Origin of the sequence: Streptomyces sp. ADI96-02 (assembly GCF_003846185.1) — a bacterium.
In the GTDB taxonomy this organism is placed as follows: Bacteria; Actinomycetota; Actinomycetes; order Streptomycetales; family Streptomycetaceae; genus Streptomyces.
Window position 1 is genome coordinate 601190 of record NZ_ML123034.1, and the last position, 18509, is coordinate 619698.

Sequence of the window (18509 nt, forward strand, 5' to 3'; positions counted from 1 at the left end):
TCGATGGCCCGTGCGAGGTCGACGCCCTTCGGCGGCTCACCTCCGCTCGCGCGGAGAGCACTGCTCCTTCTTCTCCGGGGCAGACTCGGACTCCGGCTCACCTCCGCTCGCGCGGAGAGCACTCGACCCGGCGTACACGCCTGCCGGACAACGGCGGCTCACCTCCGCTCGCGCGGAGAGCACGTCACCGTCCGGCTCCGTGCCGACATCTCCAACGGCTCACCTCCGCTCGCGCGGAGAGTACGGGCGGTTCTCATCCGTTGCGGTGGTGGAACACGGCTCACCTCCGCTCGCGCGGAGAGCACGACCTTCGGGGTGGTCACAGCCCCATCGGCGATGGCTCACCTCCGCTCGCGCGGAGAGCACGTGGGGGCCGCCGGTCACCGTGACGTCGCCGACGGCTCACCTCCGCTCGCGCGGAGAGCACTCGTCATCCAGACCCGCTGGTCGGAGAACGACCGGCTCACCTCCGCTCGCGCGGAGAGCACATCGCGGCGGCGGTCGCGGCCTGGGCGCACTGCGGCTCACCTCCGCTCGCGCGGAGAGCACGGCCTTCGTCTGCGCCGCCATCAGGCACCGCGCGGCTCACCTCCGCTCGCGCGGAGAGCACGGACCGGCAGGCGGTGGTCTCATGACCGACGCCGGCTCACCTCCGCTCGCGCGGAGAGCACGGTCGCGTGCACCTCGCCGCCTCTCTCCAGCCGGGCTCACCTCCGCTCGCGCGGAGAGCACCCTTCGCGACCTGGCCTCACTCGACCGCTTTGCCTTTTCTTTGCTGAGCGTCGGCGTGCATGCGTCTCGATTCCTTGTCGTCGCGCAGCGAGTGTAAGGCCTTGGCCTCATATAGGTGCCAGCTTGGGCTATTTGGGGCCGTTGTCAGTGCGGAGTGCTATCTCTGGTCACATGCTGAAGTGCGACGAGGCGGGGGCCTCAGGAGACTGTGCTCTGGATGTCAGGCTGTGGGGGAAGGAGAGCGGGCTGTCGCGGCCGTATCCCGTGATGTGCCATCTCCTCGACACCGGTGCGGTGTTCCAGGCGCTTTGGGATGTCGTCCTGAGCGACGCGACCAAGGCGGCTATCGCGGGTGCGCTCGGCCTGAGCGTGCTGGAAGCGCGCGCCGTGGTCTCGTTCTGGGCCGGGTTGCATGACATGGGCAAGATCACTCCTCCGTTCCAGGCCCAGGTCCCCTCCCTCTACAAGCCGGTTCGCGACGATCCGTCGTACATCAGCGCACCAGGCGCCGAGGGCGAGAAGAGCTTCCGCCACGAGATCGCGTCCCACTGGGCTCTCTACGAGCTTGTCGCACAGGCCGGGTATCCGGACAGTGACCGCCTGCTGCACAGGTCGGTGAGCCATCAGGTCGCGCAGTTGCTGGGCGGTCATCACGGCGTCTTCGGCGCGGTGCTGAAAGCGAAGGAGGCCGCACGGGCCTGCGACTACAACCCCGGCCTCGGTCGGAGTGGTTGGGATGATCAGCGGCGGGTGCACTTCGATGAGCTGCGGCGGGCGATGGGGGCGTTCGCGGTTCCTCAGGGTGGATTGCCGGCGGGGCTGGCTGTAGTGGTGTCCGGGTTGGTTGTGGTGGCGGACTGGCTGGCGAGCCAGACCTCTGTGATCGAGCCGCGAATCCCTGGCCCGGGGTGGTCGGGGACGGCGAGCGAGGTCGACGCCCATTGGCGAGGTGCGGTGGGGACGGCCCCGGAGGTGGTGCGGGCGGCGCGGCTGGGCCGAGCCAGGTTCTCCGCCAGGGAGTTCGGTGTGATGTTCCCGTTTACTCCCAACAGCTTGCAGCGGGATCTCGTGGAGCAGCTTCCCGCGCTGCTCGAAGAGCACGGTCCTGGACTGGTGCTGGTGACCGCTCCGACGGGTGACGGGAAGACGGAGGCGGCGCTGTTCGCGGCCTCCCTGCTGGGGCGAGCGGCGGGGGCTCGGGGCCTGTATTTCGCGCTGCCGACGATGGGGACCGCCGACGCGATGCTGCCTCGGGTGGAGGCGTTCGCCGCCAGAGCCCTGTCCGGGGAGCGGGCGCTGATGCTGCTGCACTCGATGGCGTGGCTGAGTTCGCCGGGCGGAAGGGACGGGGCGGTCATGTCCGACGCTCCGGCGGGTGAGGGGGCCCTGAGTGCGGGGAAGGAAACTGCCGTTGAGGCTGACGGATGGTTGCGGGGGTCGAAGCGTGGGCTGCTCGCTCCGTTGGGTGTGGGCACCATCGATCAGGCGTTGAGCGCGGTGCTCCCCTTGCGGTACAACGCGTTACGCCTGTTGGGACTGTCGGACAAGGTCTTCGTCGTCGATGAGGCGCACGCGTACGGGCCGTGGATGCATCAGCTCCTGGTGCGGCTGCTGGAGTGGCTGGGAGAGCTGCGGGCCCCGGTGGTGTTGCTGTCGGCCACGCTCACGGGCCGAACGGCGGGCTCGCTGGTGGACGCGTACCGGCGTGGTGCCGGGTTCCGCGAGCCGTCGCAGGTGGTGCCGCGCTATCCCGGATGGCTCTTCGCGAGCGGGGTCTCGGGTGTGGTGTCGGCCGCGCGAGGCACCGAGAGCAATCGCGCCCGGACGCTGAAGGTGTCCCATCGGCCAGTGGTGTGGGACGCCTCCGAGCCGGCCGGTGCGCCGGTGCGGGAGGGCGGTCGACGCGCGGCGCTGCGCGAAATGCTGGCGCCCGTGGCCGCTGAGGGGGGCACCGCGCTGGTGTGCTGCACCACGGTGGCCGAAGCCCAACAGACCTATCGGGATGTGTGTGCGGCCTTCCCTGACCTAGCGGCATCCCCCGGCGGGGTGCGGTTGCTGCACTCCCGCTACCCGGCGGACGAGCGCGCGAAGATCACGGCCGAGTGCGAGGCCGCGTACGGAAAGCCGGGCGAGGAGCCGGTTTCGGTCCGGCCCGGCTCGGTTCTGGTGGCGACGCAGGTGGTGGAGCAGTCCCTGGACCTGGACTTCGATCTGGTGGTGAGTGATCTGGCCCCGCTTGCCCAGTTGTTGCAGCGTGCCGGGCGGGGCCGGCGGCACCGGCGCGGCTCCCTCGGCAGGCCGGGATGGGCGGTTGCGGAGGACGAACCGCAGTTGGTGGTACTCGACCCGCTGACAACCTCCGACGGATCCGCGCCGCCCCGCTCATGGGGGACGGTCTACGATGCCGGGCTGCTCCTGCGCACGTCGCGGATTCTGCAGGAGTGCGCACCGGGCGGCATCGCGGTACCCGAGGACGTACAGCGGTTGGTCGACGAGGTCTACGAGGAGGAGTTCGTCGACCGGCTGGAGGGCGCCGCACGTGAGGAGCTGATGCGGCTGGACGAGGAACGGCTCGCCGGCGAGGCGGCCGAGCGGCATCTGGCCGTGTGGACCAGCATCTGCGCCCCCGCGGACGTGAAGGGTGACCTCAGCAGGCTGTCCGCGCGGGAGGCAGGAGTGACCGAGGAATTGCTGACGACACGTCTCGGTGCCGACACCGGTCGTGTGCTGTGCCTGTACGAGCAGGCCGACGGAACTGCGACGCTCGACCCGCAGGGCAGGGCTCAGGTCCCGGCAGGAGGCCGGCACGGCCTCCGAGCGTCCGAGCTGGCCGATGTCGCCCGGCGGGTGGCACCGGTGCCGGGGCGGTGGCTGCGCGGTGGAGAACCTGGTGTCGCGGTGCCGGAGAAGTGGGGTACGCATCCCTCGCTCCGCGACCTCGTGTTGCTGCTTATGAGCCCCACAGCTGACGGGAGTTGGGCGTGCCGCCACGGGCGCTACATCATTTCGATATCTGACGTCGGCCTCGAAGCTCAGTGAGCTTCACGCTTTGATCACTCACCTCCTATTCTGCCGCTGCATTCACAGGCGGTCTTCCGTAGTCGAGTTGGCACACGATCACCGTCCTCCCTGCGCGGCCCGCGCCGCCACCGGCCCTTCTCGACCTCCAGCCCTGCCTGATTGACGACAGGACATCTCCATGCCGACCGGCGCCTACAACCTGATCCACCAACCATGTGTCCCCGTCCGGTGGAAACCCGGCCTCGCGACACCTGACGCCGGCGGCCTGCCGGATCTGGTGGGGTTACGTGAGCTGCTGCTGCGCAGCCATGACATCGAGTCCCTTGCGGTTGCCGACGCTCCCGCCCACGCGGCCCTGCTCCGCATCCTGTACGCGCTCACGGCCGGGGTCGCCGGACTGACCGAGCAGGGCCCCGAAGGCGACTGGGACCAACGTCGGCTGGATGTGCTGTACGCCGGCCGGCTTCCGCCCATTGAGGTCGAGGCGTATTTCCGGGAATTTGAGAACCGGTTCTTCCTGTTCGCCCCCGGCGGCCGTCCCTGGATGCAGGACCCCCGGCTTCCGGAGCAGTGCGACCGGGCGAACACTGCCGGCGTCAACAAGCTCATCGTGACCCGCCCGTCGGGGAACAATCATTCCTGGTTCCGGCACGACTTGGACACCGCCCCCGTTCTGCCGACCGCCTCCGAAGCCTTCCTCAGCCTGCTGGTGTGGCACTACCACGGCCCGTCAGGTCGGTGTTCGTCCCGTGAGGTGAACGGGGTGAAGAGCGCGAGCGCCACCGCCGGTCCGCTCCGGACTGCCCTGTCCTACCACCCCGAGGGCACCTCCCTCTTCGAGACACTGCTCGCCGGCCTCGTACCACCGGAGGACGACGTGGTCGGGCGGGAGGACCTGTGCCCGTGGGAGCAGGAAGACCTCCCTGACCCGGACCATCCTCCGAGGCAGTCCCGGGGGCCCCGCTCGCGGCACACCGCCCGCTCCCAGCACGCACTGCTGCTGCTTCCCGACGAGGACAGCACGCATGTGCGCGACGCGTTCATCACCTGGGCCTACCGGGGTGAGCGGATGCCGAGGGAGGACGACTATCTGATCTGGCAGACCAGTCAGCAGGGAAATCGCTACCCGCGCCCCGCAGACGCCGGGCGTGCGCTGTGGCGGGACCTGGACGCTCTACTGCTGCGGCACCCGCCGGCAGGCAGTGCGCACCCGCAGCAGCCCCGCGTCTTCCACACGGCGGTCCAGGTCTCCGAGAACCTGCGGGTGCGGGCGCTCGGCTTCGACCAGGAGGGGCAGGCCAAGGACACGCAGTTCATCGACGCGAGCACCCCGGTCGTCCTGGGCTACGCCGAGGACAACGACCCCCGCACCGTCCCCGCCGTGGGCCGTCTGCGGCAGTTCGGAGAACTGTACGGCCGGCGTCTGGACCGTGCCGTCAAACGCGCCTGGGCCGCCTATGTCAGGGATGCCAAAGCGGACGGTGCCGCCTGGGCGGCAGAGGCCGCAGCCCGCTACTGGCCGCGTGCGGAGGCGGAGTTCTGGGCACGGTTCCGTCTCCTGGACCGCACCGGAGATGTGGCGGACGGCGGCTTCGACCCGGCAGCCACCCGCCGGGCGTTCCTCCGCCTGGCCGAGGTGGCGTACGACGCGGTGACCGAGCCCGTGACCCGCACCGTACGCGGCGCGAAAGCCGTCTCGCAGGCCCGCCTCGACCTCTACGGCACCCGGCCCACAACCAAGGCGGCAGCCTCCCTCAGCCCTCGCGCGAAGACCAAGGAGCCCACCGGATGACCACCCCTCCCCCGCCCGCCGTCCGGGACACACCTTCCGGCCCGCCCTCCGAGGCAACAGGCACCGTCCCGCAGCAGAGCGGCCCACCGCAGGTCAGCCGCTCGCGGGCGTTCGCCAACTGGGTCGAGCAGGTCTGCCGCGAAGACCCGGGCGCCCGCAGTGCCTTGCGCAGCGGCCTGCGCAAGGACCTGGACTCGGTCCGGCGCATGCACCGCCTGGTCGCCCCGTGGCTCCCCGAGAAGCGATCGCAGGACATGGAACGGGCCTACTACGCGGTCGCGGCGATGATCGCGGCCCAGTCGCGCGGCGCACTGACGGCGGCCGAGCGCGCGGATGACGGCGCGGCCGAGCCCGGTGAGCAGGAACCCTCCGGCAGCACACGGCGGCGGCAGCGCTCCAGTCTCGGCACAGCGTTCGCCAACGCCGTCGCGGAGGGGCCGGGCCGGGAGAGGGAGATGCGGGCAGGGACTGCGGAGAGCCGGCTCAACCTCCTCACCCGCCAGAGTGTCAACGGCCTGCACCGGCATCTTCCCGCTTCCGTCGGCTACCTGCGCTCGCTGGGCGTGGAAGTCGACTGGGCTCAGCTCCTCGACGACCTCGGCACCTGGCGCACCCGCTCCGGGCGAACCGCCCGCACCTGGCTCCAGGACTTCTACCGCTTGCGGAACAAGGACGTCGCACGACAGGCGAACGAGGCCGACGAAGAGGAACTCACGGCCGATCCGGCGGGATCCCTCGCCTCAACCTGACCTGACCTGACCTCACCCGACCTGACCTGACCTGACCACCGAATACCCGCAGACCGCCGGTCACATCACGCCTAACCCGCACGAAGGAGTTCTCCCAGCATGCCCATGGCCGCCCGTTTCATCGACATCCACGTCATCCAGAGCGTCCCGTTCGCCAACCTGAATCGCGATGACACGAACTCCGTCAAGACGGTCCAGTACGGCAACGTGCTGCGTACCCGGGTCAGCAGCCAGTCCTGGAAGCGGGCCATCCGCGGCGTGTTCGAGGAGCGCGTCGGCCATGCGGCGTTGCGCACCCGCCGTATCGGTGAGCGCGTCACCCGTCTTCTCACCGAGACCCGCGGATGGCCGCAGGACCTCGCCGAGAGGGCCGGGGCGCACACGGCCGCGGCCAGCAGCATCAAGTTCGAACTCGCGAAGGACCCCAAGGACCAGAAGCAGATCGTTGCCAACAAGGTCCTCACCAACGCGATGGTCTATGTCCCCGAAACGGCCGTGACCGAGCTGGCCGACCTGGCCGAGGAGTTCCGCGAAGTCCTGCAGGGCGCGAAGGACATCAAGAAGCCGGCCGACAAGAGCGTCCTGCCCGCCGACCGTGTCGAGGCGGTCCTGCGCTCCCGCAACGGCGTCATCAACCTCTTCGGCCGCATGCTCGCCGAGGTCGACAACGCCGGTGTCGACGGTGCCGTCCAGGTCGCCCACGCCCTCACCACCCACGAGACCGACGTCGAACTCGACTACTTCTCCGCCGTCGACGACATCTCCGCCCTCTGGGGTGACCAGAGCGGCAGCGGCCACATGGGCCACGCCGAGTTCAGCGCCGGCACCTTCTACCGGTACGCCACCGTCGACCTCCGCGACCTCGCCCGCAACGTCGGCGACCACCCCGACGAGCTCCGCGAACTGACCACCGCGTTCCTCAGCGCGTTCATCCTGTCCCTGCCCCAGGCCAAGAAGAACTCCACCGCCCCCCACACCATCCCCGACCTCGCCCACGTCTCCGTACGCACCGACCGCCCCCTCTCCTACGCCGCGGCTTTCGAGAACCCCGTCACCGCAGCGGGCCAGGGCGGCCACGCGGCCCCCTCCCGCGCCACCTTGTCCCAGTACGCCGAGGCCGCCAACCGTCTCCTGGGCACCGGCGGCATCCTCAGCGCGGGCTGGGCCGGTGTCGACGACAAGGGCCTCGACGGCCTCGGCACCCGCCACACCAGCTTCGACACCCTCATCGACACCGCCCTCACCAGTGCCCTGTCCTCCGGCGGCACGGCATGACCTCCCCGCTCCCCGAACCCGAGCCGGGATTCCTGCTTCGCTTGACCGGAGCCTTGCAGTCCTGGGGACTGCACAGCCATTTCAACGAACGGGACACCGCCTCCTTCCCGACCCGTTCCGGCGTCATCGGCATGCTCGCCTCCGCGCTCGGGCGCCGACGCGACCAGCCCATCGACGACCTCACCGCCCTGCGGCTGACCGTACGCATCGACCGTCCCGGTGTCCTGTTACGCGACCTGCACACCGTCGGCGGCGGCCTTCCCGGCAAAGCCACCGTGACGACCGCCGAGGGCAAGAAGCGCCCCGGCGACACCGGCACCCTCCTCACCCACCGCTATTACCTCGCCGACGCCGCCTTCACCGTCGCCCTCACCCTTCCGCAGGCCACCGCCGAGGACCGCTCGCTCCTCGACCATTGCGCGAACGCCCTGCGCACCCCCCGGTGGCCCCTGCACCTCGGCCGCCGCTCGTGCCCGCCCGAAGGCCCCGTACTCCTCGGGCAGAGCGACGACGCCCTGCACCACCTCATCCACCTGCCCCTCGCCGCACGACCGGCCGAAAACCGGGGAGCGGAGCCCAGGCCCGGACCCGTGGAATTCCTGGCCGATCGACCCATGACCTTCCTGCCCGCTCCGCCGCACGCTCTCAGCGAGACCCACGAGGACGGCACCCACGCATCGGGCCAAGTCAACGACCAGCCCGTCAGCTACCACCCGAGCCAACGCGCATACCGTGCCCGGCCCCTGCACCGGCGCACCCTGCTCCTGCCCCACGCCCAGTTCGCCGGACTCGGAACCCACCAGCTCATCGCCCTGGGCCGATACCTCGACACCCGGCTGCACACCACCGAAGGGAGCCGACGATGACGCTCTGGCTCACCCGGATCGTCCCCGACACCCGCTCCCGCGAGGCCCGCCGCGACCTGAGAGACCCGATCGGCACCCACCGCCGCATCATGAGCCTCTTCCCGTCCGACGCCGGCCCCGACCCGCGCGCCCGCTTCGGCGTCCTCTTCCGCACCGAAGACACTCCCGCCGGACCGCACCTGCTCGTCCAGTCCACCCACGAACCCGACACCGCCCGCCTCCCCGACGGCTACGGCACCGCCCTCGCCCGCTCCCTAGACGCACTCATCGCCGCCATCCGCCCCGGCCTCACCGTCCGCTACCGCTGTGTCGCCAGCCCCGTCCGCAAACCCGGCGCCACCACCCGCGCCCTCTACGACCTCCCACCCGTCGTCGCACTCACCGGAGCAGCGGCCGACGACTGGTGGCTCCGCCAAGCCGACCACAGCGGAATCAAACCCCTCACCCACCACTCGCACCCCCTGGACGCCATCCGCGGACAACGCCGCCCCGACGGCGCCCCACCCCAGCGCATCCGCCACGCCCGCACCCAGTTCGACGGCACCGCCGCCATCATCGACACCGACCTCCTGCGGTCAGCCGTCCTGAACGGCATCGGTCGGGGCAAGGCGTACGGCTGCGGCCTCCTCAGCATCGCCCCCGCAAGGCAGACCCCATGACCCCACCACCACCTGCGACCAGGCCCCTCACCACCACCAACGCCCGGCGCAGGCTCGCCGCACCCACCGTCGCCATGCTCCCCCGCATCGCCGACTCCCTGTCCTTCCTCTACCTCGACATCGTCCGCATCCACCAGGACGACACCGGGGTCTGCGCAGAAGTCACCAGCGAACAACGAGGAACAGAAACCGTCTACCTCCCCACCGCAGCCCTCAGCTGCGTCCTTCTCGGCCCCGGCACCTCCATCACCGCCCGGGCCCTCACCACCTTCGCCAGAAACGGCACCACCGTCATCACCGCCGGATCAGGAGGCGTCCGCTGCTACTCCGCCGCCGTCCCAGAATCCCTCACCACGCTCTGGCTCGAACGCCAGACCCGCGCCTGGGCCGACGACGCCCACCGCCTCGCCATCGCCCGGGCCATGTACGAACTCCGCTTCGGAGACGGCACCGCAACCAACGGCACCAACCTCGACAAGCTCCGAGGCATGGAGGGCCAACGCGTCAAAGCCCACTACCAACTCCTGGCCCGGCAGTACAAAATCGGCCGCTTCCGCCGCGCCTACGACCCCGCCTCCTGGGACAGCCAGGACCCCGTCAACCTCGCCCTGTCCTCGGCCAACACCTGCCTCTACGGAATCGTGCACGCAGCCATCACCGCGCTCGGCTGCTCACCCGCCCTCGGATTCGTCCACAGCGGCAACCAGCAAGCATTCGTCTACGACATCGCCGACCTCTACAAGGCAGAACTAACCATTCCCCTGGCCTTCTCCCTTCACGCCTCACCCAATCCCGAAGGCGAAGCACGCCGCTCCTTCCGCCACGAACTACGCCTCTTCCAACTGCTCCCCCGCATCGTCACCGACATCCAACAACTCCTCGACCCGGACCACACCTACGAACAGCCCGACGCTGAAGAACAAATGGTCGACCTCTGGGACCCGGTAGCCGGCTCCGTACCGGCAGGCGTCAACCACGGGAAACAACCATGACGCTCCCGGCGGAAGGACACCGGCCATGTCCTCGATGATCGTCATCTCAGCCACCGCCGTACCCGATCACCTCCGCGGCGCGCTCACCCGCTGGCTCCTGGAAGTCACGCCCGAGCTGTACGTCGGCACCGTCTCGGCCAAAGTCCGCGACGAACTCTGGTCGGCGGTCGCCGCCTGCACCAAGGACGGTGTGGCAGTTCTCGCCCACCCCGCCGACAACGAACAGGGCTTCCAGCTACGCACAGCAGGCACCCGCCGCCGCGAACCCATCGACTTCGACGGCCTCACCCTGATCGCCTTCCAACGAGAAGGTCAAGAAATGGCAAACCCCCTCTAACGCCCCAGGTCACGAAGGGTGGTCTCCGCGCGAGCGGAGGTGAGCCGTAGTCGGCCATGCCCCACGGGGTGCAGCACCCGTGGTCTCCGCGCGAGCGGAGGTGAGCCGATGTCGTCTCGGCAGGGGTAGAACTCGCCCTTGTGGTCTCCGCGCGAGCGGAGGTGAGCCGCCCGCCCCCGCCAGCAGGTGGGCCGACTTTCAGTGGTCTCCGCGCGAGCGGAGGTGAGCCGCCTCCTACGGGTACTTCGCCGAAGCCGACCCGGTGGTCTCCGCGCGAGCGGAGGTGAGCCGGCGGCACGGAAACCGGCGGGGCAGCCAAGCCCGTGGTCTCCGCGCGAGCGGAGGTGAGCCGACGATCAGCAGCCGACACCGAGCGACCGCCACGTGGTCTCCGCGCGAGCGGAGGTGAGCCGGCCTCGCCGGATCGCCTTCTCCTTCTCCCCCGGTGGTCTCCGCGCGAGCGGAGGTGAGCCCGTAGCGAGCCTGCGGAGGTCGCCGTCTCTCCCCGTCGGCGGCCTTCGGCATCCCCGGCCGTGAGTCGACACCGCCCAAACAACGTCAGGGCGTCGTGCCCGCCGGTTCGGCGTAGACGTACTCCTCGATCCCATCGATGAGACCGCCCTCGAACCGGAAGTACACCGCAGCGTGCACCGTGCTGCGGGACCCGTCGCTCATCACCAGGTGGAGTACGTGCTGCTGGAACACCTCGTCCTGGCTCTGGAACTGGCGGATCACGTCGTAGCGCAACGAATCGACGTTCCCGACAAAGGACTTGAACTGGTCCAGGCTCTCGTCGATCGGCTGTTCGCCCTTGCCGTCGTTCTGCCGCACTGTGGCGGCACCGGTGCACATCGCCTGGGCTCCGGAGAAGTCGAATGCCTCCAGGCTCCGCAGAAACTGGTTCACCTGATCACTGACGCCCTGCTCCATGTCGGGTCCCTTTTCGCCGCTTCTCGTTGAGTGCAGTGCTGATGGAATCGGCGCTGCTGACTTCTCGTTCCGCCCTGTTCGAAAGCGCTCCGGGTCACTGGTCTCACGTGCTCAGGAGAGCAGGTCGAGTCCGCGCAGGTCCGTGACGTACTTGCGCAGGAGAGCCGCCGACACATGGGGAATGTCCCCTTCCGGGCCGATTTTCGCCGCTCGCACCGCAGCGTGGAAGCGCTCCGCCGGGAGCGCTGAACCCGGGACGCCTTCGGCCGGTTGCGTGAAGGCGTGCAGCAGAGGAAGCAGTGAGCGCTGACGTTGCTTCTCCGGCAGGGTGCGGAGCGCCGCGGTGAAGCGGGTGAGCCATGCGGCGTAGTCGTCGATCCGTTGGATCGGGTGGCCGGCCTCGATGAGCCAGTCGACGAAGGTGTCCAGCGAGATGCCGTCGTCGTGCGGGTTCAGCACGTTGAAGGTCCGGTGGTCGGCAGCGGCCCGTGCGCCCAGCGAGGCGATGGCCTCCGCGGTGAAGTCGACCGGCAGGCCGTCGTAGTGGGCGCGAGTGCCTGACCGGTAGAACGAGCCGGGCGCGATGCCGGTGGCGACCAGGCTCATCAGCAGGCGGGTGAACAGGTCGGGCACGTTGATCTGGCCGCGATACCTGCTGTGCGCCAGGATGATGTTGGACCGGAAGGTGGCGACCGGCAGACCGTACCGGTCGTGTGCCTCCCGGAGCAGGACTTCCCCGGCCCACTTGCTGGTCGCGTATCCGTCGGCGTAGCCCTGGCCGAGGGGCCGCACCGGGCTGGTGGCGCGGATGTCGGCTTCCTCGTCCGCTGCCCCGGTGGCGGGTCCGAGGCATACGGCGACGGTCGAGACGTAGGTGACGGGCTTCATCCGCGTGGTGAGCGCCAACCTGATGAGTTCGGCGGTGCCGACGACGTTGGGGCCGAACAACTGGCTGTAGGGCAGCACGTGGTTGACCAGGGCGGCCGGATGGACGATCAGGTCCACGGTGTCGGTCAGCCTCAGCCAGGTGTCCTCCGCCAGGCCCAGCCGCGGCTCGCCGATGTCCCCCGCGAGCACTTCCAGGACGCCGTCGGCCGCCGTCCGGTATCGCCGGAGCAGCGCGGCGTCACCGCTGTCGAAGGCTCCGTCCAGCCGCTTCGCCGCCTCGGCCGCGTCGCTTGCGCGGACGACGCAGATCAGCCGGCCGCCCGACGACGCCAGCCGCTCCAGCCATTCCAGGCAGAGGAACCGGCCGAGGTAGCCGGTGGCCCCGGTCAGCAGGACGGTCCGTACGTCTTCGTCGGGGCGCGGGAGCGTCGAGGCGGCGGTAAGCGTGGGTGTGTCGAGGAACTTCTCCAGGGTGAGGTCATCGGCGCGGACCTCGGTGCTGTGTTCTCCGTGCACGGAGGCGAACGTCGGCCGGGGCGCCCCGGGCCGCCGGCGTTCCGTCTCGATGTACTGCGACACCCTCGCCAGGTCGTTGGCCGGGCTGATGACCACGCCGACCGGGACGTCGACGTGGAAGACCTCCTTCATCAGCTGGGAGAAGGACAGCGCGGAGAGGGAGTCCCCGCCGAGGTCGGTGAAGTGCGCGTCGGTGCTCAGCTGGGAGTTCGGGCAGCCCAGGAGCGCCTGGGCGGCCCGGCTGACCGTCTCCATAACCGGCCGGTCCGCTCCCGACTGCCGCAGCTCGCGCAACTGCCGCTCCTGCCCGTCGGCGAGTTGGACATACAGTCGTTCGAGAGCGTCGCCGTAGCGCTCCTTGAGCCGGGGGCGCAGCAGTTTGTGGCTCTCGGTGTAGAGGCCGTTCTCGGGGCTGAAGGGCTCGGTCTCGATCAGGAAGTCGCGTGGGATCTCGTACGAGTTGAGCTCGGCTTCCTTCGCGATCCGCTGGAGCGATTCCGTGAGCAGCGGCCTGAGCGATTCGGCGTCGCCGCCGCACCCGGCCAGCGCGGCCGGGGTCGGCACCACCACCGCGAGCAGATAGGCGCGCTCGCTGTTGCCGTACACGTAGAGGTGCTGGATGAGGGGGCTGGCGAGAAACACGGTCTCCAGGCGGGACACGGCCACGAACTCGCCCTGGGACAGCTTCAGTGTGTCCTTGGTGCGGTCGACGTAGACCAGCCGGTCGGGTCCGGTCTCGGCGAAGACGTCGCCGGTCCGGTAGTAGCCGTCCGCGTCGAAGATCGTGGCGGTGAGCTCGGGGCGCCGGTAGTAACCGGGGATGAGCGTCTGCGACTTCAGCAGCAGCTCCCCGCGGGGATACGGAACGTCGGTCGCGTAGTAGCCCAGTTCCGGGACGTCCACCAGCTTGTAGTCGAGGACCGGCGGACGCTGGACCACCGTGTCCAGCAGCACCCCGCCCGCTTCGGTGGAGCCGTAACCGGTGTACAGGTGGAAGCCCAGGACGGATTCGACGAAGGCCGCGAGTCCGGCGGAGAGCGGGGCGGTCCCGACGAACGCCTTGGTGACGCGTCCGCCCAGGAAGTTCTCCCGCAGGTCCTTCCTCACCGCCGCCGGGATGTCGCCCGACTCGTCGGCCCGGCGGTCGAGTTCGCTTCGGTACTGCTGGAGGAGCATGTCGCACAGGCGCGGCACCATGGTCAGCTCCGTGGGGCGGACCAGTGCGACGTCCTCGAAGAGGGTGGACAGGTCGCTCTCGGCCGTGAAGTAGCCGACGCCTCCCTTCACGAGCGAGCCCATCACCGCGTAGCGGCCGGCGAGGTGGCTCTGCGGCATGTAGAGGACGCTGATCGCGGGTACGTCGGCCGCCCCGTAGCTGAACCCGTACCACGCGGTGCCGACGAGTCGTTGGGTGTACATGGCGCCCTTGGGGGCGCCGGTGCTGCCGGAGGTGTAGATGAGCAGGGACAGCGGATCCTCGCCCGGGGCCGCGGTGAACAGGGGCGGAGGCGGCAGTTCGCCTCCCTCGTCGATCAGCGTGGCCAGTGTGTCGACGGCCACCGTCCGTCCGGACCCGGCCAGGCGCCGCCGGGCGGACGCCAGGGCGTCGCGGCGTCCGGCGATCCCGGGATCGTAGTCGAACACGATCAGGCGCTGGATCGAGCTCGACCCGGTGATCACGTCGACGGCGGTGTCCAGGCGTTCGACGCTCGCGGCGAGGACGCGCGGCTCGGTCTCGGCGACGATGGGCCTCAGTCGGGACAGCGGCGCGCCGGACTGGAGGGGCACGGGCACGATTCCCCGGTGGATGCAGGCCAGGTCGAGCGTCGCGTAGTCGATGCTGGTGAAGCCCAGGGTGCAGAGCCGGTCGCCCGGTCGCAGCGGGTACTCCGTGTCGTGGTGCCACCGGCCGGCCACCGCGCGGACGCGTGCCCAGAGTTCGCGGTAGCTGATGGTGTCGAATCGCGGCAGGAGGCGTGCCGTCGCCGGATCCTTGGCGCGTTCGCCGAGGGCCGGCCGGTCCCCGTGGCTCTCCATGACGGCCGCCATGACCTCGGCCAGCGCCTCGCCCGGATCGACGGACGCCAGAACCTCGGCGAGCCCCTTGCCCGGGTCCTGCGCCGACGGAGTGGTCGCATGCGGCGGTTCGGCCATGACGGGTCCTCCCGTGGCGTTGCGTGGTGGGGCGGGTCGTGTGCGGTCGGGGTGGTGCGCGTTCGGCGGCCCGGCGGCGGTGCGGGCCGATGCGGACGTCACCAGTCGACCGGCAGCGCGGCCACTCCGCGGATGAGGCGCTCGGTCCGCCAGGACAGCTGGTCGGCCGGGACGGAGAGTCGCAGGCCGGGCAGGCGGTCGATGAGGGTTTCGAGGACGACGCACAGTTCGACCCGGGCCAGTTGTGCGCCGAGGCAGTGGTGGATGCCGTGCCCGTAGGTGACGTGCGGGATCTGCCCGCGGTGGAAGTCGATCTCCTCGGGCCGGTCGAACACCTCGGAGTCCCGGTTGGCCATGCCCAGTTCGGCCACCACCGCGTCACCGGCGCGGATGAGCTGCCCGCTCAGTTCCAGGTCCTCGGTGGCGATACGGGTGAAGCCGGCGGTGGCGCTGATCGGGATGAACCGGGAGAGTTCCTCGACCGCGTTGGGGATGAGGGAGCGGTCGGCGACGAGTTGCCGCCAGAGGCCGGGCTGGGTGAGCAGCGTGTAGACGAAGTTGCCGATCTGGTTGGCGGTGGCCTCCTGGCCGGCGGACAGCAGGCTGACGCCCAGGCTGACCAGTTCCTCCTCGCTGAGCGGGTCCTTCTCGTTGTCGGCGGCCAGCTCTCCCAGGAGGTCGTCGGTGGGGTCGGTGCGGCGCTGCGCGATGAGGTCCGCGAGGTAGTCGCCGAGCTGTCCGCGGGCCCATGCGGACTGCTGCGGGTCGTCGAGGATCAGCAGGCCGTCCACCCACTCGGTGAACCGGTCCTGGTCGGCCGGGGGCACGCCGAGCATTTCGCAGATCACCGTGATCGGCAGCGGCCACGTCAGGACCGCTGTCAGGTCGGCGGGGCCGCCCGCCTCCGTCATGGTGTCGACCAGGCCGTTCACGATCTCCTGGATGCGCGGGCGCAGTGCCTCGATGCTGCGTACGGTGAACGAGCGCATCACCCGGCGCCGCAGCCGGCTGTGGTCCGGCGGGTCCATGCCCATGATGGACGTCGACGGCGGGGCGACCGCGACGGTGCGGGGTACGTGGTCGCCCGCGGCGGCGGCGCGGCTGAACCGGGGGTCCGACAGCACGGTCTTGACGTCGGCGTGCCGTGTGACCAGCCAGCCCTCGCCTCCGAAGGGCAACCGCACGCGGAGCACCGGCCGTTCACCGCAGATCTCGACCAGCGTGGGGTCCAGGTCGAGCCGGTCGACCGGACCGAACGGGTAGGCCCGTACCTCTTCTCCTGCCGCGGTCATCGTGTCAGTCCTTCCCGTGCTGCCGAGCGGTTGGCTGCGGATGTTCGGTGACGCGTCGACCGGTGTCGGGGTCCTTGGGCGGCCGGGAGCCGGTGCCGTGCGTCTCAGCACAGGCTCGCGGTCTTCCCGCCGTCGATGACGATGTTGCTGCCGGTGATCCACGACGCGCGGGGGGAGACCAGGAAGCTCACGGCGTCGGCGATGTCCTGCGCCTCGCCGAGGCGTCCGAGTGGAATCTCGGCGGCCCACTGCTCGGTGAGCTCGTCCTGGTCGCCGCCGAGGTGTTCGACGATCTGGGCGCGGGCGACGCCGGAGGCCGGCGTCTCCACGTTGCCCAGGCAGACGGAGACGACCCGGATGCCGTCCGGCGCCAACTCGGCGGAGAGACCTTTGCTGTAGGTCTCCAGGGCGGACTTGGCGGCGGCGTAGTGCAGGAGGGTCGGATAGGCCGCGATGGTCGCGATGGACGACACATGGACGATGGCGCCGCCGCTCTCACGCATGGCGGGCACGAGGGCCGCGTTGAGCCGGACGGCGGCGAGGAAGTTGATGTCCATCGTGTACTGCCAGTCGTTCTCCAGGTCCAGCACGCTCTGGAACGAGCGGCATCCGCCGGCGTTGTTGACGATGATGTCCACACCGCCCAGCGTCTCCAGCGCGGTGTCCGCGAACCCGCGCACGCCCTCGGGCGTGCTGAGGTCCGCCTTGACGAACGCCGCGCCGGACGGTGTGTGTCCGCTGTCGTTGCGGGCGGAGGTGACCACGGTCGCTCCGGCGTCGAGCAGGTTCCGCGCGATCGCGGCGCCGATGCCGCGGGTGCCGCCGGTGACCACGGCCCGCCGGCCCGCCAACTCGCCGGAGCCTGCCGCGGTGAGGCTGCTCTGCATCGCCATGGGCTTCCTCTCCTTCCCTTCCGGTCCGTCATCCGACCGCGATGAGAAGGGAGCATCGCACTCCGTCCGCTCATGCGACGCGGAACCGCCGGCTCAAATATCCGCGCTCGGGTCGACACGGTCAAACTCATTCTGTCGATGCATTGGATCGCCTTGTGCAATGCATCGGCAGTGTGGTCAACGACGTCGATGATCGTGCACAATCGGAAGGCGGCCGCGGCATTCTCCGCATCGCCTGAAAACCCTCCGCCGAATGTTCGGCCAGAAAAGCAGGGGAACGCCGTCCGGGCGGCGCCCCACAACTCGGGAGGCACCATGGCCAGTCTGGATGAACCGTTCACCGTGGGCGAGCTCACGGTTCCCAACCGGATCGTGATGGCCCCGATGACCAGAACGGCGTCCCCCGGTGGCGTGCCCGGACCGGATGTGGCGGAGTACTACGCCCGTCGGGCGGCCCACCACGTCGGACTGATCATCACCGAGGGCACCTACATCGGCCACCCCACCGCCGCCGCCTACGACGACGTGCCCGACTTCCACGGCGAGCGGGCGCTCGCCGGCTGGTCCCATGTGGTGCGCCGGGTGCACGCGGCGGGCGGCCGGATCATCCCGCAGTTGTGGCACACCGGAGCCGCGCGCACCGCGACCGATCCGCCCGCCGAGAGCCCGTCCGGGATCGGGCTGGACGGCGCGCGGGCCGGAAGGGCCATGACCCACCAGGACATCGACGACGCGGTGGCCGCCTTCGCGGAGGGCGCCGCGACCGCCGAGCGGCTCGGTTTCGACGGAGTCGAGTTGCACGGGGCGCACGGCTATCTGATCGACGACTTCCTGTGGACCCGGACCAACCGGCGTACCGACGGCTACGGCGGCGACCCGGACTCCCGCGCCCGCTTCGCCGTCGAGGTCGTGCGCGCGGTCCGCGGCGCGGTCAGCCCGGGGTTCCCGGTCTTCTTCCGGTTCTCCCAGTGGAAGCTCGGCGACTACGGGGCCCGCACCGCGGAGAGTCCGGACGAGCTGGGCCGGCTGCTGACGCCCCTGGCCGAGGCCGGGGTCGACGTGTTCCACGCCTCGACCCGGCGCTACTGGCTGCCGGAGTTCGACGACAGCGCCCTCAACCTGGCCGGCTGGATACGCAAGCTCACCGGCCGGTCCACCGTGACGGTCGGCTCGGTCGGCATGGACCGGCAGTACGGCGAGGGCGACTTCACCCAGGGCTTCACCGGTCCGTCCGATGTGACCGGCATCGACGAGCTGGTGGCCCGCCTGGAGCGCGACGAGTTCGACCTGGTCGCCGTGGGCCGATCGCTGCTGGCCAACCCGGACTGGGCGGCACTGGCACTCCGCGGCGAGCTGGACCGGGCCGTCCCCTACGACCCGTCGGTCCTGCGGACCCTGGCCTGACGGCCGCGC

13 protein-coding genes and 2 CRISPR repeat arrays are annotated in these 18509 nt (G+C 70.1%); of the genes, 9 read left to right on the forward strand and 4 right to left on the reverse strand.

Translation table 11 applies throughout. The features are described 5' to 3' along the window. Positions 1-32 precede the first annotated feature (32 nt). Positions 33-732: direct repeats of the CRISPR family, unit length 29 nt; unit sequence CGGCTCACCTCCGCTCGCGCGGAGAGCAC. A gap of 171 nt (positions 733-903) precedes the next feature. The 8 genes from cas3 (at position 904) to cas2e (ending at position 10423) form a co-directional block, all read left to right on the forward strand. Continuing rightward, entirely contained in the window at positions 904-3771 is a 2868-nt protein-coding gene (gene cas3 / locus EES43_RS02695; RefSeq protein ID WP_164493105.1) for a CRISPR-associated helicase Cas3', read from the forward strand. Positions 3772-3931: 160 nt separating this feature from the next. Further along, positions 3932-5545 (forward strand): type I-E CRISPR-associated protein Cse1/CasA, encoded by a 1614-nt coding sequence (casA, locus tag EES43_RS02700; RefSeq protein ID WP_124267166.1) that lies wholly within the window; start codon positions 3932-3934, stop codon positions 5543-5545. Next, positions 5542-6294, forward strand: a complete 753-nt coding sequence (gene casB, locus EES43_RS02705) for a type I-E CRISPR-associated protein Cse2/CasB (protein WP_124267167.1) — start codon at positions 5542-5544, stop codon at positions 6292-6294. The genes casA and casB overlap by 4 nt, the downstream gene beginning before the upstream one ends. 99 nt (positions 6295-6393) lie before the next feature. Then, on the forward strand, positions 6394-7569 hold the full coding sequence (gene cas7e, locus EES43_RS02710; protein WP_124267168.1) for a type I-E CRISPR-associated protein Cas7/Cse4/CasC: 1176 nt from the start codon (positions 6394-6396) through the stop codon (positions 7567-7569). Continuing rightward, on the forward strand, positions 7566-8435 hold the full coding sequence (gene cas5e / locus EES43_RS02715) for a type I-E CRISPR-associated protein Cas5/CasD (protein WP_124267169.1): 870 nt from the start codon (positions 7566-7568) through the stop codon (positions 8433-8435). Before cas7e ends, cas5e begins: the two co-directional genes overlap by 4 nt. Then, positions 8432-9094 carry a type I-E CRISPR-associated protein Cas6/Cse3/CasE gene (cas6e, locus tag EES43_RS02720; protein WP_124267170.1) on the forward strand — a complete coding sequence of 221 codons (663 nt, stop codon included), beginning with the start codon at positions 8432-8434 and terminating at the stop codon, positions 9092-9094. Before cas5e ends, cas6e begins: the two co-directional genes overlap by 4 nt. Then, positions 9091-10086: a type I-E CRISPR-associated endonuclease Cas1e gene (gene cas1e, locus EES43_RS02725; RefSeq protein WP_124267171.1), complete on the forward strand. Its 996-nt coding sequence runs from the start codon at positions 9091-9093 to the stop codon at positions 10084-10086. Before cas6e ends, cas1e begins: the two co-directional genes overlap by 4 nt. A 25-nt stretch (positions 10087-10111) precedes the next feature. Continuing rightward, positions 10112-10423, forward strand: coding sequence for a type I-E CRISPR-associated endoribonuclease Cas2e (cas2e, locus tag EES43_RS02730; RefSeq protein ID WP_124267172.1), 312 nt, complete (start codon positions 10112-10114; stop codon positions 10421-10423). Between the two features lie 18 nt (positions 10424-10441). Continuing rightward, positions 10442-10897: direct repeats of the CRISPR family, unit length 29 nt; unit sequence GTGGTCTCCGCGCGAGCGGAGGTGAGCCG. Between the two features lie 84 nt (positions 10898-10981). Here cas2e and EES43_RS02735 read toward each other — a convergent pair. The 4 genes from EES43_RS02735 to EES43_RS02750 all read right to left on the reverse strand — a co-directional run bounded on the left by EES43_RS02735 (position 10982) and on the right by EES43_RS02750 (position 17096). Then, a complete protein-coding gene (locus EES43_RS02735; protein WP_124267173.1) occupies positions 10982-11353 on the reverse strand; it encodes a nuclear transport factor 2 family protein in 372 nt (123 codons plus the stop codon). A gap of 111 nt (positions 11354-11464) precedes the next feature. Then, positions 11465-14911: a carboxylic acid reductase gene (gene car / locus EES43_RS02740; RefSeq protein WP_124267174.1), complete on the reverse strand. Its 3447-nt coding sequence runs from the start codon at positions 14909-14911 to the stop codon at positions 11465-11467. Positions 14912-15009: 98 nt separating this feature from the next. Beyond that, positions 15010-16203: a cytochrome P450 gene (locus tag EES43_RS02745; RefSeq protein ID WP_124267175.1), complete on the reverse strand. Its 1194-nt coding sequence runs from the start codon at positions 16201-16203 to the stop codon at positions 15010-15012. Between the two features lie 104 nt (positions 16204-16307). Beyond that, entirely contained in the window at positions 16308-17096 is a 789-nt protein-coding gene (locus EES43_RS02750) for an oxidoreductase (RefSeq protein ID WP_124267176.1), read from the reverse strand. 315 nt (positions 17097-17411) lie between these two features. Between EES43_RS02750 and EES43_RS02755 the strand changes: the two genes are divergently transcribed. After that, positions 17412-18500, forward strand: coding sequence for an NADH:flavin oxidoreductase (locus tag EES43_RS02755; RefSeq protein WP_124267177.1), 1089 nt, complete (start codon positions 17412-17414; stop codon positions 18498-18500). The last annotated feature ends 9 nt before the right edge of the window (positions 18501-18509 follow it).